Raw genomic sequence first — 21,088 nt, 5'->3', positions numbered from 1 at the left:
TTGACCGAGCGGGATGACCGAATGATGCCGGCGGGCTTCACTCCCCCGCGAGCGGCTTCCGCATGAAGACCTGCTGCGTGCCGCCCTCCTCCTCGACGCGCTCGGTCTCGCGGTACCCCTGCCGCTCGTAGAGGCGAAGGTTCGCCTCGCTCAGTGACCCCGTGAAGAGCTCCGCTTCCCGCGCCCCCGCCCGAGCGCCGCGCTCCTCCACGGCGTCGAGCAGCATCGAGCCGATGCCGTGCCCCTGCATGTCCGGAGCGATGGCGATCCGTCCGACGAGGAGGAGATCGCCGTCGATCCGCGCCCGCAGCGCCCCGACCATCCGGCCGCTCGCCACGGCCACGCAGCCGACGTTGCCGTCCTGCAGCTCCCACCGCACCTCGTCGAGCGTCTGCGTGAGCGGCGGCATGTCGGCGCTGCCGTAGATCTGCGCCTCGGAGACGAACGCCGCGCGCTGCAGCGTCATCACCTCGCCGGCGTCGTCCACCCGGATGTCTCGCACCTCGATCTGTGTGTCTGTCACCCGATCACGGTATGCGGCGAGCGCGGCCCGACGCACGGGGTTGCCTCCGGTGGGCCGCTCCCGTTAGGCGAGGAGGCGTCGCTCTCGCCGCGCGCGCCAGAGCGTGACCAGGGCGCCCAGCACCAGGGCGACGAGCACCGGCGGCCAGGACTGCGCGACCACGAGCGGAAAGACGTCGAGCGAGGCCCGCGCCATCTCCTCGAGGTCGCCCTGCAGCACGCGCATGCCCAGCCCGTATTGCACGGCGGTGAGAGCCGCGGGGACGAGCCACAGTCCAGCCAGCACCACTGCCCACACCACGATCCGACGGCGCGGACGGATCCCGCACCACCCGATGGCGACGCCGGCGGTGACGGCGGGCAGCCACCGCGCGACCACGCCGAGGGCGAGGTCCGGCGCGGCCAGCGCGTCCGTCGATGTCGCGACGAGGTCGACGACCCACGACCCGACGGGCACCGCCGCCAGGCCGAGGCCCAGGGCCGCAGGCCCCCGCGCCGTGTGCGACGACAGCCAGAAGACCGCCTGAGCGAGCGCCACCGCGACGATCGCCCCGGCGAGCATGCCGTACACGTACAGCGCAGCTCGCGGGTCTGCGGCCGGCGAGCCGAGCGCGTGCCCCTGAGTCACCACGACGGCGGTCTGGATGGTTGCGGCCGCCTGCGCGAGGAGCAGACCGGCCGCCACCGGAAGAGGGGTCGTCTCCCGCGGGACGAGGCGGGTCGCGAATCCGGCGAGCGCGCCGCCCACGATGAGCAGCACCAGGAGCCGCGTCGCATAGTACTGGCTCAGCGGCAGCAGCGCGATCGGCATGTCCTCGGGGAGCACCCCGGTCGCCCACAGGTTCTGCAGCGGGAGCCGTGCGCCGGTGACGAGCCACGGCAGCAGGCCCACGGCCGCCGCCAGCACGCCGAGCGCGACTCCCGCGAGCGCGGACCCGGTCCGACGCTGCCCGCTGCCGCGCTCCTCCATGCCCCGACCGTAGCGGAGGAAGCGGCCCGAGCGGGTGTCCGCGGTCCGGATGACAATGACCTCACCACGACGACGTGAAGGAGCACCATGACTCGCCTGATCTACTACACCGCGTGCACGCTCGACGGGTTCCTCGCGGATCTCCACGACTCGCTCGACTGGCTGCTCCGACAGCCGCTCGATGAGGGCGGGGCGAACGACTACGAGCAGTTCATCGCCGGCATCGGCGCGGTGGTGATGGGCTCGACGACTTACGAGTGGGTGCTCCGGCACGATCCGGAGGGCTGGGCCTACGCCGTGCCGACCTGGGTGATGACGTCGCGGGACCTTCCGCTCCCCCAGGGCCACCCGTCCCCGGATGTGCGATTCGCGTCGGGTCCGGTGCGACCGGTCTACGAGCGGATGGCCGAGGCCGCTGCGGGCAAGGATCTCTGGGTCGTGGGCGGTGGCGACCTCGTCGGGCAGTTCGCGGACGAGGGGCTGCTGGACGAGATCATCACCTCGATCGCGCCCGTCACCCTGGGTGCCGGTCGCCCGCTCCTCCCCCGCCGCTTCGACCTCGAGCTCCTCGACGTCGCGCGCAACGCCGGATTCATCACGGCCCGGCATCGGTTCGTCGGACCCCTGCGGGAGGACGCGGTGTGAGAGCGGCTCGTCTGCGACACTCGCCGTATGAGCGCACGCCGGAGTCCTCTCGCCGCCGCTGCGGTCGCAGCCATCACGGTCGCTGCGATGACCGGATGCGCGACGCAGGCGGGCGGGTCGACCGGATTCGATGACCCCACTCCCACGCCATCCACTCCTGCGCCATCGACGCCCGGCGCCCCGCCGGCGACGAGCCTGCTCACCACGGGGCATCCCGTCACCGTTCTCGACGACGGCGACGGGGCGGAGCTGTGCCTCGGCGGCGTCGCGGAGTCGCTGCCGCCGCAGTGCGGCGGACCGGCGCTCGTCGGGTGGAACTGGGACGAGCATGACGGCGCGTACGAGGAGTGGAACGGTGTGCGGTGGGGAGACTTCGTCGTGACCGGCACCTACGACGCGGGTGCGGACGAGTTCGGGGCGCGCGAGGTGACGCCGGCAGCGGACGACAACGCGCCCCGCGAGACGGAGCCGCCCGCATCGGACTCCTCCACCCCGTGCCCGGAGCCGGACGGCGGGTGGCGTGTCGTCGACGAGTCCCTCGTATCGCCCGAGGCGATGCAGGCCGCGTTCGAGCGCGCGTCCGAACTGGACGGCTACGGATCGGCGTGGATGGATCAGAGCCCGAACCCCGCCTCCGAGCGGGAGCTGACGGACCCGGAGGTCGAGTCGCTGCTCAATGATCCCGCCCTCACGATCGTCAACGTCGCCGTGACGCACGACCTCCCCGCCGCCGAAGCCGCCCTCCGCGAGGTGTGGGGCGGGATGCTCTGCGTCTCGCAGGTTGAGCGCACGGAGGCCGAACTCGTGGCGATCCAGCAGGAGCTCCATGAGGAGGCGCCGGGCGGCATCCTCAGTACCGGCATCACCGGCACGGACCTCGTCCTCGAGATCTCGGTCGTGTTCGACGATGGCACGCTCCAGCATGAGCTCGACGAGCGCTACGGTGAGGGCGTCGTGCGCGTGCACTCCGCGCTGTCTCCCGGCTGACGGTCGACGCGGCTACCGGCGCGGCGTCCACCCCGCCGGACCGTCGAAGAGCGCGCGTTCGCGATCGACGGCCGCCGACCATCCCTGAGCGGCATCCACCCCGTCGAAAGCGCCCCGGGCAAGGCGGAGGCCGACATCGTCGTGGTGCGCGCGCGGGGGTCCGCCGCGGCGGACGGAGGCGCGCACGCTCCACGCGTCGTCCGCGAACCCGCCGCCGCGGAACACCCGGTAGTCGTCATAGCGAGCCGGGTCGAGGAGATCCCAGCACCACTCCCACACATTGCCGAGGGTGTCGAACAGGCCGTTGAGGTTCGGCATCCGCCCGCCGACGTCCTGCGGAGCGCGAAGGCCGTCCGCCGCCGTCCACGCCACGTCCGGCAGCGGACCGTAGTGCGGACCGGCCGACCCGGCGCGGCACGCGTACTCCCACTCCGCCTCGGTCGGGAGGCGGTAGCCATCCGCCTGCACGTCCCAGTGCACGTTCTCGCCGTCGAACGTGTAGACGGGGTCGAGCCCCTCCCACTCCGACGCGGCGTTGCAGAAGCGGATGGCCCGCTGCCAGCTCACCTCGACAGCCGGCCGGCGCGGGTGCGATGCGGGCACCGCCAGCATCTCCGCGAGCTGCTCCTCGGTCACCGCATACACGCCGATCTCGAACGCCTCGAGGTCGACCGTGCGCCGCTCCTTGCGCCGCGCGTCGTGCAGCGTGACGCGCCCTGCGGGAATCCGCGCCATATCGAAGTCGACGGAGCTCATCGTCCCATTGTCGCCGAGCGGGTATCCGGGGCGCCGGATGGAGCCGGATCTGCACAGGCGATGCTCGTCGTCCTGCCCTATCCTCGGCAGCGGGGTCGCGATCGACCCGCGGACGAGGGAGCCGTACCCGCACCACGACAAGACGGACTCAGAAGGGCCTGCCATGGCATGGGTCGTCCTCATCCTCTCCGGTGTGCTGGAGGCCGTGTGGGCCTCGGCCCTGTCGGCGTCCGACGGCTTCCGCCGCTGGCGCCCCACGGTGCTGTTCTTCGCGGCGATGCTCATCAGCCTCTTCGGCCTCGCCTGGTCGATGAACGATCTGCCCACCGGCACCGCCTACGCGGTGTGGGTCGGCGTCGGGGCGACGCTCACCGTCGCCTGGGCGCTCGTGACACGTCAGGAGAAGGCGAGCCTCGCGCGCATCGGGCTGCTCGTTGTCCTCGTCGCGTCGATCGCCGGGCTGAAGGCGGTCAGCTGATGCCGTGGGCGATCCTGATCCTCAGCGGCCTCTTCGAGGCGGTTTGGGCGACGGCCCTCGGGCAGTCCGACGGTCTGACGGACCCCGGGGCGACGGTCGTCTTCGCCGGAGCGCTCGTGCTCAGCATGCTCGGGCTGGGCTGGGCGGTGAAGCGCATCCCGATCGGCACCGCCTACGCGGTCTGGACCGGGATCGGCGCCGCCCTCACCGTCGTCTACGCGATGGCGACCGGCGCGGAGTCGGTCTCGGCGGGGAAGATCGTGTTCCTGTCCGGCATCGTCCTCGCCGTCATCGGCCTGAAGCTCGTGCCGAGCGGACGCGAGGAGCAGCCGCCGGCGAGCTAGCGTGGAGGGATGCCACGCCCTCTCACTCTGATCACCGGCGGGACCCGCGGCATCGGCGCGGCGACCGCGCGACGTCTCGCCGCCGACGGCCACGATCTCGTGCTCGGGTATGCGAAGGATGGCCGGGCGGCGTCCCGCACGCAGGCAGAGATCGAGGCGGTCGGCGCGAGCTGCCGCACCGTGCGTGCGGATCTCACGACCGACGCCGGCATCGACGAGCTGTTCGCGTCCATCGAACCCGGCCGCCTCACCGGCGTCGTGAACAACGCCGGCGCGACGCTGCACATCGGTGCGCTCGTCGACACCCCGCCCGACGTCATCCGCCGCGTCGTCGAGCTGAACCTGACCTCTGCCATCCTCGTCGCCCGGCGCGCCGTGCAGGAGCTGGGCGCTGGCGGTGTGCTCATCAACATCTCGTCGGGTGCCGCGACGACAGGGTCGCCCGGGGAGTACGTGCACTACGCGGCGGCGAAGGCCGGTGTCGACGCCCTGACGAAGGGCCTCGCGATCGAGGCCGCAGCGCGGGGCGTGCGGGTGATCGGCGTCGCGCCGGGCACGATCGAGACCGACATCCACGCCGACGCGGGAGATCCCGGCCGCCCCGCTCGAGTGGCGGCCGCCCACCCCCTCGGTCGCGCGGGGCGACCGGAGGAGGTGGCGGCCGTGGTGGCCTTCGCGCTATCGGCCGACGCGTCCTATGCGGCCGGCACGACCATCCGCGTCACCGGCGGTCGCTGAGACTCGCGCGGTCTCAGCGCCAGCCGAGGCCCGGCGCGACGTGGGTGAGGATGGCCTCGAGCACGTGGGCGTTGTACTCCACGCCCAGCTGATTCGGCACGGTGAGAAGGAGCGTGTCGGCCTCGGCGATCGCCTCGTCGTGCGCGAGCTCGTCGATCAGCTCGTCGGGCTCGCCCGCATAGGAGCGACCGAACACCGAGCGGGTGCTGTCGATGTATCCGAACTGGTCGTCGCGGTCGCCGCTGCCGAGGAAGTAGCGCCGATCGCGGTCGTCGACGATCGCGAAGATCGAGCGCGAGACCGAGACGCGCGGCTCGAAGCCATGATCGTGCCGCGCCCACTCCTCGCGGAACGCGCGGATCTGCTTGGCCTGCTGCACGTGGAAGGGCTCGCCGCTCTCATCGTCCTTGAGTGTGGAGCTCATCAGGTTCATGCCGTGCTGCGCGGCCCAGATCGCGGTGGCGTTCGACCCGGCGCCCCACCAGATGCGCTCGCGGAGTCCCTCGGAGTGCGGCTCGAGGCGCAGCAGCCCCGGCGGGTTCGGGAACATCGGCCGCGGGCTCGGCTCGGCGAAGCCGCCGCCCTCGAGGAGCGTGAGCAGCAGCTCGGTCTTCTGTCGCGCCGCCTGCGCACCCGACGGGTCGTCCTCCGCCGCCTGGTAGCCGAAGTACCGCCATCCGTCGACCACCTGCTCGGGTGACCCGCGCGAGATGCCGAGCTGCAGTCGCCCGCCCGAGATGAGGTCTGCAGCACCCGCGTCCTCCGCCATGTACATGGGGTTCTCGTACCGCATGTCGATGACGCCCGTGCCCAGTTCGATGCGGCTCGTCTTCGCGCCCGCGGCGGCGAGCAGCGGGAAGGGCGACGCGAGCTGCCGCGCGAAGTGGTGCACGCGGAAGTAGGCGCCGTCCGCGCCGAGATCCTCGGCGGCCTGCGCGAGATCGATGGACTGCAGCAGCACGTCCGCCGCGCTCCGGGTGGCGGAGTCGGGATGCGGCGTCCAGTGGCCGAAGGAGAGGAATCCGATGCGCTTCACATCACCATGCAACCACGCCGCGCCGGGTCTCATTCCCCTGAATGAGAATCAGGCGGATGGCCGCGGCTCGATGGTCGTCCACGTCGCGTACTTGGGCTGGCGGCCATCCCCCGAGGAGCGGCGCGTGAGCCGTCGCCTCACCCACGGCAGGACGTGCTCGCGGTAGTAGCGCGTGCGCTCGAGGTGGGCGATCCCCTCGTGCGGCAGATCCCACCAGTCCTCCGGCGCGCGCTCGCCCAGCGCCGTCAGCACGCGAGCGGCGACCCGGTGATGGCCGCGCGGGCCCATGTGCAGCCGATCCGCCGACCAGAAGCTCGGGTCGGTGAGCTCGCGGTCAGGCCAGTTCAGCGCCCGGATGACGTCGGGGCGGTCCTCGATGCGCCTCAGAACCGCCGCCGAGAGCTCGTCGCCGCGCCGCTGGATGAGCCGTGACAGCGGGAGTCCTCCTGACGGGTTCGCGCCCGACAGCAGGATGAGCCGCACCCCTTCCTCGTCGCAGCGGGCGAGCACGTGCGAGAAGGCGTCGGCGATGCTCTCCATGCCGACACCGGGACGCAGCATGTCGTTGCCACCGCCGTTGAACGACAGGTGCGTGGGCCGCAGCGCGAGCGCCGGCTCCAGCTGCTCCGCGACGATCGGGCCCGCGAGGCGGCCGCGGATGGCCAGGTTCGCGTACTCGATCGGCTCGCCGAGGCTGTCCGCCCACCCCTGCGCGGTGAGATCCGCCCAGCCGCGGGGGCGGCCATCCGGGAGCTCGTCTCCGACGCCCTCGGTGAAGGAGTCCCCGATGGCCACGTAGCGGATCGTCATCCCTCCAGGCTAGCGAGCCATCGCGTCGACGAGCGTCTCCTCCAGCACCTCGCCTCGCTTGTCAACGAGCGGGATGGTGCCGACTGCGGCGACCGCGAAGAACACCGAGAACACGGTGAACACGAGCCCGGCCCCGCCGATGCCGAGCGCCCACGGGGTGAACAGCGGCGCGATGATCGAGGCGATGCGTCCGGCACCGGCCGCCCAGCCGGCTCCGGTCCCGCGCACACTCGTCGGGTAGAGCTCGGGCGTGACGGCGTAGAGGGCGCCCCACGCGCCGAGGTTGAAGAACGACAGCAGCGAGCCGAACAGCAGCACCTGCCACAGCTCCCCCGCGGTTCCGAACAGGATGGCCGACACGGCCGAGCCGACGAGGAACGTCGCGAGGGTGACGCGCCGACCCCACACCTCGATGAGCCATGCGGCGACGGCGTACCCAGGCAGCTGCGCGAGCGTGATCAGCAGCGTGAAGCCGAACGAGCGGACGAGGTCGTAGCCCTGCGCGACGAGAATCGACGGGATCCAGATGAACGCGCCGTAGTACGCGAAGTTCACGCAGAACCACACGAGCCAGATGGCGGCGGTGCGCGTGCGGAGGGCAGGAGACCAGAGCGCGGTGACGCCGGAGGGTCCCGCGGGTGCGGCGCTCTCGATGCGCGCAGGCGCCGGGTCTGCCGCGGACTGCTGCGCACGCGTGGCGCCGGCGGTCCCGGCCGACGCCTCCTCGAAGCGGCGCACGATCGCATCCGCCTCCGCGAATCGCCCCTTCGACTCGAGCCACCGCGGCGACTCCGGCAGCCCCCAGCGCACGATGAGCGCGTAGACTGCCGGCACCGCCCCGAGTAGGAAGGCCCACCGCCATCCGTCGTCCGAAGCGCCGACCACGAAGGTGCCGATGAGGGCGGCCAGCGTCCAGCCGACCGCCCAGAACGCCTCGAGCACCACCACGAGGCGGCCGCGGATGCGGCTGGGCGCGAACTCGCTCACGTACGTCGACGCCACCGGCAGCTCCGAGCCGAGGCCGAGGCCGACGAAGAACCGCAGCACGAGGAGCGCCCCGACGCCGCCCACGAGCGCGCTCGCGCCCGTGGCGATGCCGTAGACGAGCAGTGTGAGCGCGAACACCTGCCGACGCCCGAGCTTGTCGGCGAGCAGCCCGCCGAGGCTCGCGCCGACCGCCATCCCGACGAAGCCGACGGAGGTGATGAGGCCGGCTTCGGCTCCGGTGATCCCCCACTGCACGGTGAGCGCGGCGATGATGAACGAGATGAGGCCGACGTCCATCGCGTCGAGGGCCCACCCGATGCCCGATCCGGTGAGAAGCCGGGTGTGCTGTCTGTTGAAAGGGAGCGCGTCGAGTCGCGCCGAGGGATTCGCCATGCGCAACAGGTTAGTGTCACTCGGACCGTAAGTGCGAATCGGGCGGAGTAGCCTGGTATGACGACATCGAGACGACCCCCGGAGGTCCCGTGAGAGCCCGCATCGCCCACCCCTCCGCCGCGTGGATGTGGACGATCTGGGTCGTCGCAGTGCTCGCCTACGTGCTCTCGGTCACGAACCGGACGTCGCTCTCGGCGGTCGGGGTGGACGCCGCTCATCACTTCGGGGCCGACGCCTCGACGCTGTCGATGTTCGCCGTGCTTCAGCTCGGCGTGTACGGGCTCATGCAGCTGCCCATCGGACTGTGGCTCGACCGCTTCGGCGCACGCCCGATCATGGCGATCGGGATGGTCGTGATGGCGGCTGGCCAGCTCATCATGGCACTCTCCCCCAACGTCGGCGTCGCGATCTTCGCGCGCATGCTGCTCGGCGCCGGCGATGCGGCGATCTTCCCGAGCGCGCTCCGTCTCGTCGCGACGTGGTTCCCCACGCAGCGGAACCCGGTCATGGTGCAGTTGACCGGCATCATCGGGCAGATGGGTCAGCTCGTCGCGATCCTGCCGCTCGCGACCCTCCTGCACGCCACGTCGTGGTCCATCGCCTTCGGCAGCCTCGCCGGCGTCGCGCTGCTCTTCACCATCCTCGTCCTCGCACTCGTGCGGAACCACCCGCCGGAGCGCGAAGGCGACGTCTCCGTGAACACCGAGACCGGGGCCATCCGCGTCGTGACGAGCGCGATCGACACGCGGGGCGGGATCCGCGGCGCGTGGGCGAACCCCGGCACGCGCCTCGCGTTCTGGTCGCACTTCACGACGCCGTTCGCCGGCACCGCCTTCGTGATGCTCTGGGGGTTCCCGTTCCTCACCTCGGGCGAGGGCCTCTCATCCGGGCAGGCCTCGCTCGTGCAGAGCACCTTCGTGCTCATGGGCATCGTGTTCGGCCCGGTCATCGGCATCCTGTCGTCACGCAACCCCCTGCGCCGTTCGCACATGCTCGTGCTGCCGATCGTGGCCATCCAGCTCCTCGCCTGGATCGCCGTGCTGGCATGGCCGGGTCGGGCGCCGTTCGCGATGCTGCTCGCGCTCGCCGTCGCGCTCGGGCTCGGCGGCCCGGCGTCGATGATCGCGTTCGACCACGCCCGCACGCACAACCCGTCGCACCAGCTCAGCACCGCGACCGGCATCACCAACGTCGGCGGCTTCCTCGCGGGCCTCCTGGCCATCCTCTTCATCGGCGTCGCGCTCGATGTGCAGGGTGCGAGCGACCCGTCGGACTACTCACTCGGGGCGTTCCGCATCGCCTTCCTCACGCAGATCCCGATCTGGCTCGTCGGGGCGGCCTTCATCATCCGCGAGCGCAAGCGCACGCGCATCCGGATGGGCCTGGATCGGCCGCGCGGAGCCTAGCTCGGCAGCACCCAGGGGAAAGCCCGCGCGTTGCTGCGGGCTCCGTCTCGCGCGCGTGACCGGTTCGGCTCGTCCACGAGACCCGTGATCTCCTCGCCCAGGTGCACCATCGTCGCGAAGGTCTCTGGCGTGAGCCAGTCCGGGCGCACCGCGAACGCCAGGTCCTCGGTAGCGGTGTTTCCGGACGCTCCCGGGGCGAACGGGCAGCCGCCCAGTCCTCCGAGCGCACCGTCGATGACGTCTGCACCCGCTTCCGCCGCCGCCAGCGCGTTCGCGACGCCGAGACCCCACGTGTCGTGGCCGTGATAGACGACACCGAGCTCCGGGCGACGCTCGACGGCCAGCTCCACCCGCCGGGCCACCTCAGCCGGATGCGCCTGGCCGAGCGTGTCGCAGATGACGGCGTCCACGGCGCCGACCGTGCGGGGGTCCTCGAGGATCGATGCGATCCGCTCGACCGGCACGACGCCCTCGAAAGGGCAGGTGAACGTCGTCGCGATGCAGAGCTGCACCGACCCGCCCACCGCCGCAGCCACCGCGATCGCGTCGGGCATGGCCGCGAGGGAGGCTTCCGTGTCCCGTCCGATGTTCGCCTTGTTGTGGCTGTCGGACGCGGAGAGGCAGTACTGGAACCGGCGCGCGCCCGCCGCCGCGGCGCGCTCGACGTGCCGCGGTGTCGCCACCCACACCCACACGCGATCGCGCTCCTCCGGCGTCAGCGCGGCGACGACATCCAGCGTGTCGGCCATGGTCGGCACGAGATCCGGCCTCGCCATCGACCCGACCTCGACGTGCTCGACGCCGAGCGCGAAGATCTCCCGCACGAGCTGCACCTTGCGCTCGGTCGAGAGGTTCTTCCCGGCGAGCTGCAGCCCGTCGCGGAGAGTCACGTCGCGGAACTGCACCGTCATCTCATCGTCTCCTCGTACTGATCGATGCGTGCGGCATCCCATCCCAGCTCGGCGAGGATGTCACGGGTGTGCTCGCCGAGATCCGGCCCGAGCGCGGTGATCGGGCGGGACCTGCCGCCGAGGACGGGCACGATGCCGGGGAACCCGACATCCTTGCGCAGCTCCTCGCCGTCGTGCACGTCGAAACGTTGGATCATGTCACGTGCGGCGAACTGCTCGTCCGCGGCGACGTCCTCGGCGGTGTAGATCGGCCCGGAAGGCACCCCGGCGCGATCCAGTTCGGCGAGTGCGTCCGCGCTCGACCGGGTCGACGCCCACGCGCCGATCGCGTCGTCGAGGATGTCGCGTGCCTCCCAGCGCCCTTCATTCGACTGGAGCGCGGGATCCGTCGCGAGATCGGGGCGGCCGATGAGCGTCATGTAGCGCTGATAGATCGCATCGCCATTCCCTGCGACGACGATGCTCTTGCCGTCCGCGCAGAGGTACGCGTTGGAAGGCGCGATCCCCTGCATGCGCCCGCCGGTGCGCTCCCGCCGCACTCCGTACGCCTCCCAATCGGGCACGAGCGACTCGGTCACGGAGAGCATCGCCTCGTTGAGCGCCACGTCGATGGTGCGCTGATCCAGCGGAGTCATCTGCCGGTCGCCTCCGCTCGCCCGCTCGCGCTCGAACAGCGCCATGGTCACACCGAACGCCGCGTAGATCCCCGCGATGGTGTCGCCGATGGACACGCCGGTTCGACTGGGCGGTCGGCCCGGCTCCCCCACCAGCTCCCGGAAGCCGCCGTATGCCTCGGCGACGGCGGCGAAGCCGGGCCGATGCGACAGCGGGCCGGTCTGCCCGAACGCGGAGATGCGCGCGACGATGAGGCGGGGGTTCGCCTGCTGCAGTGTCTCCTCGTCGAGGCCCCATCTGTCGAGGGTGCCAGGGCGGAAGTTCTCGAGCAGCACATCGGCAGTCCGAATGAGATCGAGCACGATCTGCCGTCCCTCCGCGTCGCGGAGGTCCACGACGACCGACCGCTTCCCGCGATTGATCGTGCGGTAGAGCATCGAGGTGTCGCCGGCGTACAGGCGCCATCGGCGCAGCTCGTCGCCCGTGCGCGGTCGCTCGATCTTGATCACGTCCGCGCCGAAGTCGGCCAGAAGCCGACCCGCCGTGGGAGCGGCGATGTAGTTGCCGAGTTCGAGCACGCGGACGCCGTCGAGGGGTGAGCGGGTCATCGGACGAGCACCGCCAGGATCAGGGTCATCCCCAGGGCGATGACCGACGCGAGAGAGACACTGAGAGTGACCGTCTTGAGCGCGCCGCGGACGGACTGCCCGAGGAACGTCTTCAGCAGCCAGAAGGTGTTCGAGGTGACGTGGACGCAGAACAGCGCGCCGGCGCCGGCGGCGAGGGCGATGATCAGCGGATTCAGCCCGAGGCTGGCGGCGACCGGCGCGATGATGCCCGCGGCCGTGATCGCCGAGAGCGTCACCGATCCCACCGCCACGTGGAGGACGGCGGCCATCACCCACACGATGAGGATCGGCGCCCAGGTGGTCGCGGCGAAGTACCCCTGCAGGATGTCGCCGAGGTCGCCTTGGGCGATGACGGCAGCGAGCGACCCCCCGATTCCGGTGAGCACGAAGATCTGGCCGCCATCCTGGAACCCCTTAACCAGCGACTTCTCGATGCGCTTGGTGCCGACCGCCGAGCGCCCGATGAGGCCGGTGAGGACCACCGCGAGCAGCAGGGCGATCACCGGGTCGCCGAGGAAGTGCATGGCCGGGACCTCGACGCCGAGGACGACGAGCACGGCCTGGGCCGCGATGAGGGCGAGCGCGCTGAGCATGGGGCCGAAGAGCAGCAGCAGCGGGCGTTCCTGCGGCTCCGTCGCGAGTGCCAGGCCGCCGCCGCGCGGCACTCCCCCGATAGCGGTGCGCACGGTCCCCGTGCGCGTCGCGTCCAGGGAGTAGCCGCCCTCCTCCGCACCCTTGAGCGCAGGAGGCTGCTCGAGGTCGCCGACGGGATCGTCGTGCACCGTCTCCTCCTCGTCGCGCGCCGGGTCCCAGAACCCACCGCGGAAGGCGAGTGACATGAGGAAGATCGTGAGCGCGATGGTGGGGACCGCGACGGCCAGGCCGCCGAGCAGCATGAATCCCAGCGGCACGTCGAGGAGGCCGGCCAGGGCCACCGCGGCAAAGCCGGGGACGACCATGACGATGCCGACCTCGAGCGCCACGGCGAAGGTGGTGCCCATGACGCCGGCGCCGGTCTTGCCCAGTCGCGGGGCGATGCGTCGCGCGAGGGGCGCTGCGATGACGATCATCACGTCGACGAAGATGGTCTGCAGGTAGGTGCCGAGCGACAGGCCGAGTGCGTAGGCGACGCCGCGTCTGCCGAAGGCCCGCATGAGCGATTCGACGAGACGGGTGATGGCGCCCATCTCGTTCAGCATCGCACCGATCAGGACGCCCCACGCGATGAGCAGGCCGGCATCGGCCATGACCTCGCCGAACCCCGTCGTCATCGTGGCCACGGTCTCCTGCGGACCGAGACCGGTGAGGAGTCCGATGGACGCGGCACCGAGTCCGAGGGCGATCACGGGGTTGATGCGGAATCGGACGATCGCCACCACGACCGCGACGATGACGAGCGCGACGACGCCCAGTGTGTACCAGTCCGGCAAGAGAGAGCCTCCTCATCGAGGGTGTTTCCCATATCGTAAGACAGATCCCATATTTCAGGAACCACGGCCGTCCGGTCGTATGCTCAAGAGATGGCGGAGCAGCCCCTCCTCGTACTCGGCAAGATCGCGTCGATCCTCGACGCCTTCACATTCGCGGCACCCGCGCGGACAGTCGCCGAGATCCGCGACATCACGGGCCTTCCGACGTCCACAACGCACCGGCTCGTGGCGAATCTCGTGGACCACGGCTTTCTCGATCGATCCGGGGACGTGTATCGGATCGGCGCCCGCATGGCCTACTGGGCCGGTCCCGCCGCCCGCAGCAGGGACTTCACCGAGCTTCTCCTGCCGCAGCTCGACGCGCTCCGTGACGCCACCGGGGAGACGGCATGCTTCTTCCGTGCAGAGCAGGGAAGCCGCGTCTGCATCGGGGTCGCAGAGACGCGCCACGGTCTGAAGCAGGAGATGTACGTGGGGCGCATCCAGCCGCTTCATGTGGGCAGCTCCGGCCGCGTCATCCTCGCCTGGCGTGACGACCTCCTCGGGCACGTCCTCTCCCGGCCCCTGCCCGCGCTCACCGGGGCCACCATCACCGATCCGGACGTGCTGCGCGACGCCGTCCGAGAGACCCGGACGCAGGGGTTCGCGATCACGGTCGGAGAGCGCCTCGAAGCCGCCTCCGGTCTTGCGGCGCCGGTGTTCGACCCGCACGGCGCCCTCGTCGGCGCTCTCACCGTGATGGGACCGACCCTGCGCATGCCCTACGACACGTGCGAGCAGATGGTCGACCTCGTGGTCCTGGCCGCCGAGAGCCTGACGGCGGCGCTGGGCGGCCGAAAGCCGGCGTGAGCCCGGAGTGCGCGGAGGTGACGCCCGCGCGTCAGATGGCGCCCCCGGCGCCGCCCCCGTCGGTGTACCGATGCGCGGCGCGCATGCGGGCGATGTCCGCGTCGTACTGCGCGCGCTGATTCTCATGAGGCGGGAGCTCATCCCCGGGCTGCTGCTCGGCGCGCCGGTCGCGCAGGATCCCCCAGAGCAGCAGCCCGAGCGCGGCACCGCCGAGAACCGCCAGCAGCAGCCAGTCCATCCATGTCATCGCGCGCTCCCTTGGCCCTCTCACCGTCTCGCCACACACTAGGGCGTCGAGCGAGGCGAGCACCAGAGTCGCCGCCACGCCGCTGACCGCCCGCGGTGGCCGGATGCCGCACGAGGCCATCCGCGCCCGCCTCGCGCCGCACGCGCTGCTCGAGCTCGGGGTCGTGCTGAACACCTCGCCGCGCCCCCTTCGGGCGATTCGGCCTGCCCGCCGATCCGGCCGAGTTGATCGGATGGCGGCTCTATGCGAGGAGGGCTGTCCGGAGCGTGTCGAGGCCGACGCCGCCCATGTCGAGCGCGCGTCGATGGAACTCCTTCATCGAGAACTCCGTTCCGCGCGCGGCGGCGTAGCCGTCGCGGACCTGCTCCCAGATGCGCTGGCCGACCTTGTACGACGGAGCCTGTCCCGGCCATCCGAGGTAGCGGTTCACCTCGAAGCGCACGAACTCGTCGGACATGTTGACGTTCGCGCGCATGAACTCGAGCGCGTAGTCGGCATCCCACGTGCCGGCGCCGTCGAGTCGGGGCTTTCCCAGGTGCACGCCGATGTCGAGCACGACGCGGGCGGCGCGCATGCGCTGGCCGTCCAGCATGCCCAGACGGTCGGCGGGATCGTCGAGGTACCCGAGCTGCTCCATGAGCCGTTCGGCGTACAGCGCCCAGCCCTCGGCGTGACCCGACGTTCCGGCGAGAAGCCGACGCCAGCTGTTGAGCTCCGCGCGGTTGTGCACGGCCTGCCCGATCTGCAGGTGATGGCCGGGGACTCCCTCGTGGTAGACCGTCGTGAGCTCGCGCCACGTGTCGAACTCGGTCACACCCTCCGGCACCGACCACCACATGCGGCCGGGTCGGGAGAAGTCGTCGGTGGGACCGGTGTAGTAGATCCCGCCCTCCTGAGTGGGCGCGATCATGCATTCCAGGCGCCGCACCGGCTCCGGGATGTCGAAGTGCGTGCGCCCGAGCTCGGCGACCGCCCGGTCGCTCGTCTCCTGCATCCACGCCTGCAGGGCGTCGGTGCCGACGAGCTTGCGCGCGGGGTCCGCCTCGAGGAACGCGACGGCCGCCTCGACGCTCGCACCGGGCAGGATCTGCTGCGCGATCGCCTCCTGCTCGGAGACCATGCGCCCAAGCTCCTCGATCCCCCACTCGTACGTCTCGTCGAGGTCGATGACGGCGCCGAGGAACCGGCGCGAATTGAGGGCGTAGAGCTCGCGCCCTACGGCGTCCTCCGCGGGAGCGGCGGGAGCGAGCTCGTCGCTGAGGAACGCCGCGAGCCGGTCGTACGCCTCGCGCGCGGCCCCGGCGCCCCGACCGAGGTCCTTCGCCAGCGCGCGCGTGCCGTCCTCGGGTCGAGCGCCGGCGGCGAGGCTCGCGAAGAAGCCGTCGTCCGCCGTATACCGCGGGATCTGCGCGGCCACCTCGTGCACCTGGCGCACCGCGGGCATGACGCCCCGCGTCATCCCCTCCCGCAGCGTCGCCACGTACCCGTCGATCGCCTCCGGCACCGCCGAGAGGCGGCGGGCGATCGTGGACCAGTCGTCCGCCGAACCGGTCGGCATGAGGTCGTAGACCTGGCGGATGTCCTGGGGTGCGCTGGCGATGACGTTGAGGTCCCGCAGGTGCCACTGCGCGTCGTGCAGCTCGAGCCCCAGGCGGAGCTCGGCGGCGAGGTCGGTCTGCGTCACCTCGTCCACCGCGTCGACGGGACGGGCGGCCTCCAGCGCGGCGAGTGCGCCTCGAGCGGCCTCGGCGTGCCGCTCCGCGCCCTCCGGGCTGAAGTCGTCGTACCGGTCGGCGACCTCGGCGCGGCCGATGTAGGTGGCGAGGATGGGCGAGAGCTCGACGAGCGTGTCGACCCACCCCTCGGCGATGCGGTCGACCTCCGTCTGCGGTCGCATCGCGGCCATCCTCTCGTCCGACATCAGTGCGCCGCCTCAGTCCAGTCGGCGCCGTGGCCGATCTGCACGTCGAGCGGCACGGTGAGCTGCGCGGCCCCGGCCATCCGATCGCGGACGATGCGCTCGACGTCGTCCGCCTCTCCCGGAGCGACCTCGACGACGATCTCATCGTGGATCTGCAGCAGCAGGCGCGAGCGCATGCCGAGGAGATCCTGGTGCACGCCGAACAGGGCGATCTTCATGATGTCCGCCGCCGACCCCTGGATGGGCGCGTTGAGCGCGGCGCGCTCGGCGTTCTCCCGCAGCACGCGGTTCGGGCTCGTCAGGTCGGGGAACGGGCGGCGGCGGCCGAAGATCGTCTCGGTGTAGCCGTCGACCCGCGCCTTCTCGACCGACGCCCGCAGGTAGTCGCGCACGGCGCCGAAGCGGGCGAAGTACTCGAGCATGAGCGTCTTCGCCTCCGACTGCTCGATGCGCAGCTGCTTGGAGAGGCCGAACGCCGACAGGCCGTAGACGAGGCCGTACGACATGGCCTTCACCTTGCTGCGCATCTCGCTCGACACCTCCTCGGGCGTGACGCCGAAGACGCGCGCGCCGACGAAGCGGTGCAGGTCCTCCCCGGCGTTGAACGCCTCGATGAGCCCGGGGTCGCCCGACAGGTGCGCCATGATGCGCATCTCGATCTGCGAGTAGTCCGCCGTGAGCAGCGTCTGGTACCCCTCGCCGACCTCGAACGCCGACCGGATGCGGCGCGACTCCTCCGTGCGGACGGGGATGTTCTGCAGGTTCGGGTCGGTGCTCGACAGCCGCCCGGTCTGCGATCCCGTCTGCACGTACGTCGTGCGCACGCGTCCGTCGGCGGCGATCGCGAGGTCGAGCCCGTCGATGATCTGCTTGAGCTTCGTCGCCTCGCGGTGCGCGAGGAGCAGACCGAGGAACGGATGATCGGCCTTCTCCTGCAGCTCGGCGAGGGCGCCGGCGTCGGTCGTGTACCCGGTCTTCGTCTTGCGCGTCTTCGGCAGATCCAGCTCGACGAAGAGCACCTCCTGCAGCTGCTTCGGCGAGCCGAGGTTCACCTCGTGGCCGATGGTGGCGTACGCGTCGAGTGCGAGCTGCTGCGCGCGAGTGCCGAGCTCGGCCGAGAAGCTCGAGAGCTTGTCGTGCGAGACGGCGACGCCGGAGAGCTCCATCTCCGCCAGAGCGAGGAGCGTCGGCAGCTCGATGTCGACGAGCACCGACTGCACGGGCTCGGGCATGGCCTCCCGGAGGGCAGCCGCAACCCGCACGGTGAACCAGGCGCGCTGGCCCGGCGTGGCGCCCTCGTTCTCAGGAACCAGCTGCGAGGGGTCGGCCTCCGGCAGCTTCTCCTGCAGGTACGTGTCGACGAGTTTCGCGAGCGTCTTGTCGGGGAAGCTCGGCCGCAGCAGCCATCCGCCGAGGATGACGTCGAAGGCGAGGCCCGCGACATCCGCCCCCGCGCGCCGCAGCGCCTTCACCTGCGGCTTCGCGTCGGCGAGCACCTTCGGAGCGTCCGACGAGAGCCATCCGCTCAGTGCGCCGCGCACCTCGTCGCTCCAGTCGGCCTCCACGACCGCCTGGCCGCTGGCGAGGCCGATCCGCGTGGGGAGCCCGCCGTCGATGACGACCGTGAGGCCGATCTCCCCCTCGGCGGCCGCTGTCCACGCGGCGAGGTCGACCGCGCTCAGTTCGGTCGGCGCGGGCGCCTCGGCGGCCGGCTCCACCTCCGCAGCGCCTTCGTCGTCCGTCGTCTCGGTCACCTGCAGCACGCGGCTGAGAAGCGCGCGGAACTCCAGGCGTGCGAAGACGTCTCGGAGCGCCTGCGCGTCGATGCCCTCGCGCTTCAGCTCGTCGAGCTCCACGGGGAGCTCGACGTCGCGCAGGAGCCGGTTCAGCCGGCGGTTGCGGCGCACGTCCTCGATGTGCTCGCGCAGGTTGTTGCCGACGACGCCCTTGATGGTGTCGGCGCCGTCGAGCAGCGCGTCGAGCGAGCCGAACTGCGTGAGCCACTTGACCGCGGTCTTCTCCCCCACTTTGGGGATGCCGGGGAGGTTGTCGCTCGTCTCGCCCACGAGCGCGGCGATGTCCGGGTACATCTCGGGGGGCAGGCCGTACTTCTCGACGACCGCCGGCGGGTCGTAGCGCTTGAGCTTCGACACCCCCTGCACCGAGGGGTACAGCACGGTCACGTCCTCGTTCACGAGCTGCAGGGTGTCGCGGTCGCCCGAGCAGACGAGGACGTTCCAGCCGGCCTGCGCACCGCGCGCCGCGAGGGTGGCGAGGATGTCGTCCGCTTCGAAGTCGGGCTTCTCCAGCACGGTGACGTTCATCGCCCGCAGGCACTCCTGCAGGAGCGGGATCTGGCCCGAGAACTCCTTCGGAGTCTCCGACCGCGTGCCCTTGTACTCGGCGTACTCACGCGTGCGGAACGACTCGCGCGACACGTCGAAGGCCACCGCGACGTGCGAGGGCTTCTCGTCGCGCAGGAGGTTGATGAACATCGACAGGAAGCCGTGCACCGCGTTGGTGTGCTGGCCGTCCGAGGTGGAGAAGTTCTCGACCGGGAGGGCGAAGAACGCCCGGAAGGCGAGGGAATGGCCGTCGACGACGAGCAGAGTAGGCTTCGTGGAGTCCGTCACCTGTCCAGCGTAACGAGCGGTGCGGACATCCGAGCGACGGGAGCACGATGACGGACCGGACCGACGGACTCGCCTGGGCGCGCGAGCGGGGCCTCGGAGCCCTCGCGGAGCGGATGGGCATCGAGCTCACGGAGTTCTCCGTCGAACGGTCGGTCGCGACCATGCCCGTCGAGGGCAACACGCAGCCGGTCGGCCTGCTGCACGGCGGCGCGTACGTCGTGCTCGGCGAGTCGCTCGGCTCCATGTCGGCGAATCTCTTCGCGGGGCCGGACCGCCTCGCGGTCGGCATCGACATCAACGCGACGCACACGTCGTCGGCAGTGCGTGGCCGCGTCACCGGCGTCTGCACCCCGATCCATCTGGGTCGGTCGCTGACGGTTCACGAGATCGTGGTGACGAATGAGGATGGTCGGCGCTGCTCGACCATCCGGATCACGAACATGATCAAGGACGCCTACCCCACCGGACGTTGAGCGACCGAGCGCCGGCGAGGGAGACGAAACGCCGCGAGCCGATCTCGGGATCGGCTCGCGACGTTTCGACTCGCTCCGCTCGCTCAACGAGCGGGAAGTGCTCAGCCCTTCTTGGGGGCGAGCTGCTCGATGATCGCCTTCGCGACATCCTGCATGGTCAGGCGGCGGTCCATGGACGCCTTCTGGATCCAGCGGAACGCCTCGGGCTCGGAAAGGCCCATCTTCTCGTTGAGGAGGCCCTTCGCGCGGTCGACGAGCTTGCGCGTCTCGAAGCGCTCGACCATGTCGCCGACCTCGGCCTCGAGCGTGATGATCTGGTCGTGACGCGCGAGCGCGATCTCGATCGCGGGGAGCAGGTCGTTCGGCGTGAACGGCTTCACCACGTACGCCAGGGCGCCGGCCTCGCTCGCGCGCTCGACGAGCTCCTTCTGGCTGAACGCGGTCAGCAGCACGACGGGCGCGATGTGGTTCTTGCTGAGCTTCTCGGCGGCGCTGATGCCATCGAGCTGCGGCATCTTCACGTCCATGATGACGAGGTCGGGGCGCAGTTCCGTAGCCAGCTGCACTGCAGTCTCGCCGTCGCCGGCCTCGCCCACGACGTCGTACCCGTTGTCGCGGAGGATCTCCACGATGTCGAGGCGGATCAGGGACTCGTCTTCGGCGACCACCACACGACGGGGCGCCGTCGCGGTGCTCTTCTCGGTCTGCTCTTCGGTCACCGTTCCATCCTAGAGGTCAAGTCGCTGGGCGAAGCCTCATCCGCGCCGATCCGCGCGTGGCGCGAGGTCAGCTCGGCGGCCGCGTGTCGAAGTCGTGGCGATCCGCGTCGCCGATCCGAGGATCGGCCGCGGTGTCCGGTGAGACCGGGGATCCCCCGTCGGGCTGCCCGGTGTCGGGGTACTGCGGCTGCTCGACCTCGTCGTCAGGCCCGCGCTCCTCCGCCGGCGGCAGGTGGTCGAGGGGGCGCTTGATGTCGTCTGAATCGCTCATGCAGCCAGACTCTGCCGACGGGTTCCGCCTGGCAGGGGGCTTGTCAACGGTGCTCGGCGTGCGGTACACGCCGCCGACTGCCCAACGCCCCTCGGGTGCCACGCGAGGGGCGATGGGCGAGGGCGAAGCCGGTGCCGGCCCACGTCGGCTGAGGCGCCACGCTGTCACTCGGGCTGGCCGCTCACCGCCACGACGACCTTGCTCGATGTCTGCGAGTCGCGGGCGAGGGCGAAGGCGTCGGCGACGTCGTGGAGCGGCACGACGTGGGTGACGACCTGCTCGATCTCGGGCCGTGCCGCCAGCAGCGTCACGGCCTCG

Annotated in this window: 22 protein-coding genes and 1 riboswitch; of the genes, 8 read left to right on the top strand and 14 right to left on the bottom strand. The window is 70.9% G+C overall.

Annotated elements, in window-relative coordinates; all coding sequences use genetic code 11:
- Positions 1-37: 37 nt before the first annotated feature.
- Together QWJ90_RS12065 and QWJ90_RS12060 are read right to left on the bottom strand one after the other, a co-directional pair.
- Positions 38-466: a GNAT family N-acetyltransferase gene (locus QWJ90_RS12065; protein WP_290108219.1), complete on the bottom strand. Its 429-nt coding sequence runs from the start codon at positions 464-466 to the stop codon at positions 38-40.
- Positions 467-586: 120 nt separating this feature from the next.
- Positions 587-1,492: a hypothetical protein gene (locus QWJ90_RS12060; RefSeq protein WP_290108096.1), complete on the bottom strand. Its 906-nt coding sequence runs from the start codon at positions 1,490-1,492 to the stop codon at positions 587-589.
- 87 nt (positions 1,493-1,579) lie between these two features.
- Between QWJ90_RS12060 and QWJ90_RS12055 the strand changes: the two genes are divergently transcribed.
- Positions 1,580-2,137 carry a dihydrofolate reductase family protein gene (locus tag QWJ90_RS12055; RefSeq protein WP_290108095.1) on the top strand — a complete coding sequence of 186 codons (558 nt, stop codon included), beginning with the start codon at positions 1,580-1,582 and terminating at the stop codon, positions 2,135-2,137.
- A 27-nt stretch (positions 2,138-2,164) separates the two neighbouring features.
- Positions 2,165-3,124, top strand: a complete 960-nt coding sequence (locus QWJ90_RS12050) for a hypothetical protein (RefSeq protein ID WP_290108094.1) — start codon at positions 2,165-2,167, stop codon at positions 3,122-3,124.
- A 12-nt stretch (positions 3,125-3,136) separates the two neighbouring features.
- On the opposite strand, the gene QWJ90_RS12045 is transcribed toward QWJ90_RS12050, so the two are convergent.
- Entirely contained in the window at positions 3,137-3,880 is a 744-nt protein-coding gene (locus QWJ90_RS12045) for a formylglycine-generating enzyme family protein (RefSeq protein ID WP_290108093.1), read from the bottom strand.
- 88 nt (positions 3,881-3,968) lie between these two features.
- Positions 3,969-4,033: riboswitch (guanidine-III (ykkC-III) riboswitch) on the top strand.
- Positions 4,034-4,043: 10 nt separating this feature from the next.
- Between QWJ90_RS12045 and QWJ90_RS12040 the strand changes: the two genes are divergently transcribed.
- The 3 genes from QWJ90_RS12040 to QWJ90_RS12030 are packed head-to-tail and all read left to right on the top strand — an operon-like array spanning position 4,044 to position 5,440.
- Positions 4,044-4,358: a DMT family transporter gene (locus QWJ90_RS12040; RefSeq protein WP_290108092.1), complete on the top strand. Its 315-nt coding sequence runs from the start codon at positions 4,044-4,046 to the stop codon at positions 4,356-4,358.
- Entirely contained in the window at positions 4,358-4,702 is a 345-nt protein-coding gene (locus tag QWJ90_RS12035) for a DMT family transporter (protein ID WP_290108091.1), read from the top strand. The genes QWJ90_RS12040 and QWJ90_RS12035 overlap by 1 nt, the downstream gene beginning before the upstream one ends.
- Positions 4,703-4,711: 9 nt before the next feature.
- Complete coding sequence (locus QWJ90_RS12030) at positions 4,712-5,440, top strand: SDR family NAD(P)-dependent oxidoreductase (protein WP_290108090.1); 729 nt, start codon at positions 4,712-4,714, stop codon at positions 5,438-5,440.
- 13 nt (positions 5,441-5,453) lie between these two features.
- Here QWJ90_RS12030 and QWJ90_RS12025 read toward each other — a convergent pair whose 3' ends face one another.
- From QWJ90_RS12025 to QWJ90_RS12015, 3 genes are read right to left on the bottom strand one after another with little or no spacing between them, the layout of a single operon-like run.
- Positions 5,454-6,476: an LLM class flavin-dependent oxidoreductase gene (locus QWJ90_RS12025; protein WP_290108089.1), complete on the bottom strand. Its 1,023-nt coding sequence runs from the start codon at positions 6,474-6,476 to the stop codon at positions 5,454-5,456.
- A 48-nt stretch (positions 6,477-6,524) separates the two neighbouring features.
- Positions 6,525-7,286 (bottom strand): SGNH/GDSL hydrolase family protein, encoded by a 762-nt coding sequence (locus QWJ90_RS12020; RefSeq protein ID WP_290108088.1) that lies wholly within the window; start codon positions 7,284-7,286, stop codon positions 6,525-6,527.
- Between the two features lie 9 nt (positions 7,287-7,295).
- Positions 7,296-8,666, bottom strand: a complete 1,371-nt coding sequence (locus QWJ90_RS12015) for an MFS transporter (RefSeq protein WP_290108087.1) — start codon at positions 8,664-8,666, stop codon at positions 7,296-7,298.
- 125 nt (positions 8,667-8,791) lie between these two features.
- Here QWJ90_RS12015 and QWJ90_RS12010 point away from each other — a divergent pair, with 125 nt between their 5' ends.
- Positions 8,792-10,072, top strand: coding sequence for an MFS transporter (locus QWJ90_RS12010; RefSeq protein ID WP_290108218.1), 1,281 nt, complete (start codon positions 8,792-8,794; stop codon positions 10,070-10,072).
- Here QWJ90_RS12010 and QWJ90_RS12005 read toward each other — a convergent pair.
- From QWJ90_RS12005 to QWJ90_RS11995, 3 genes are read right to left on the bottom strand one after another with little or no spacing between them, the layout of a single operon-like run.
- Positions 10,069-10,983, bottom strand: coding sequence for a hydroxymethylglutaryl-CoA lyase (locus tag QWJ90_RS12005; protein ID WP_290108086.1), 915 nt, complete (start codon positions 10,981-10,983; stop codon positions 10,069-10,071). The genes QWJ90_RS12010 and QWJ90_RS12005 overlap by 4 nt on opposite strands.
- Positions 10,980-12,206: a CaiB/BaiF CoA transferase family protein gene (locus tag QWJ90_RS12000; RefSeq protein WP_290108085.1), complete on the bottom strand. Its 1,227-nt coding sequence runs from the start codon at positions 12,204-12,206 to the stop codon at positions 10,980-10,982. Before QWJ90_RS12000 ends, QWJ90_RS12005 begins: the two co-directional genes overlap by 4 nt.
- The gene (locus QWJ90_RS11995) at positions 12,203-13,657 is read right to left on the bottom strand and encodes a GntP family permease (RefSeq protein WP_290108084.1); all 1,455 of its coding nucleotides are present in this window, start codon (positions 13,655-13,657) and stop codon (positions 12,203-12,205) included. The genes QWJ90_RS12000 and QWJ90_RS11995 overlap by 4 nt, the downstream gene beginning before the upstream one ends.
- Positions 13,658-13,747: 90 nt before the next feature.
- Here QWJ90_RS11995 and QWJ90_RS11990 point away from each other — a divergent pair, with 90 nt between their 5' ends.
- Entirely contained in the window at positions 13,748-14,506 is a 759-nt protein-coding gene (locus QWJ90_RS11990) for an IclR family transcriptional regulator (RefSeq protein ID WP_290108083.1), read from the top strand.
- A gap of 31 nt (positions 14,507-14,537) precedes the next feature.
- Here QWJ90_RS11990 and QWJ90_RS11985 read toward each other — a convergent pair whose 3' ends face one another.
- The 3 genes from QWJ90_RS11985 to polA form a co-directional block, all read right to left on the bottom strand.
- Positions 14,538-14,753: a hypothetical protein gene (locus QWJ90_RS11985; protein ID WP_290108082.1), complete on the bottom strand. Its 216-nt coding sequence runs from the start codon at positions 14,751-14,753 to the stop codon at positions 14,538-14,540.
- A 241-nt stretch (positions 14,754-14,994) separates the two neighbouring features.
- A complete protein-coding gene (locus QWJ90_RS11980) occupies positions 14,995-16,659 on the bottom strand; it encodes a DUF885 domain-containing protein (protein ID WP_436836704.1) in 1,665 nt (554 codons plus the stop codon).
- 14 nt (positions 16,660-16,673) lie between these two features.
- Entirely contained in the window at positions 16,674-19,307 is a 2,634-nt protein-coding gene (gene polA / locus QWJ90_RS11975) for a DNA polymerase I (RefSeq protein WP_290108080.1), read from the bottom strand.
- A 47-nt stretch (positions 19,308-19,354) separates the two neighbouring features.
- Here polA and QWJ90_RS11970 point away from each other — a divergent pair, with 47 nt between their 5' ends.
- Positions 19,355-19,780, top strand: coding sequence for a hotdog fold thioesterase (locus QWJ90_RS11970; protein ID WP_290108078.1), 426 nt, complete (start codon positions 19,355-19,357; stop codon positions 19,778-19,780).
- Positions 19,781-19,881: 101 nt separating this feature from the next.
- On the opposite strand, the gene QWJ90_RS11965 is transcribed toward QWJ90_RS11970, so the two are convergent.
- Positions 19,882-20,499: an ANTAR domain-containing response regulator gene (locus QWJ90_RS11965; protein WP_156241296.1), complete on the bottom strand. Its 618-nt coding sequence runs from the start codon at positions 20,497-20,499 to the stop codon at positions 19,882-19,884.
- A gap of 67 nt (positions 20,500-20,566) precedes the next feature.
- Positions 20,567-20,770 carry a hypothetical protein gene (locus tag QWJ90_RS11960; RefSeq protein WP_290108077.1) on the bottom strand — a complete coding sequence of 68 codons (204 nt, stop codon included), beginning with the start codon at positions 20,768-20,770 and terminating at the stop codon, positions 20,567-20,569.
- Positions 20,771-21,088: the final 318 nt, after the last annotated feature.

This window comes from Microbacterium oryzae, from assembly GCF_030406385.1.
Classification (GTDB): Bacteria; Actinomycetota; Actinomycetes; order Actinomycetales; family Microbacteriaceae; genus Microbacterium; species Microbacterium oryzae_A.
Note: the sequence above shows the minus strand (reverse complement) of the source record. Positions and strands in the feature narration are given on the sequence as shown.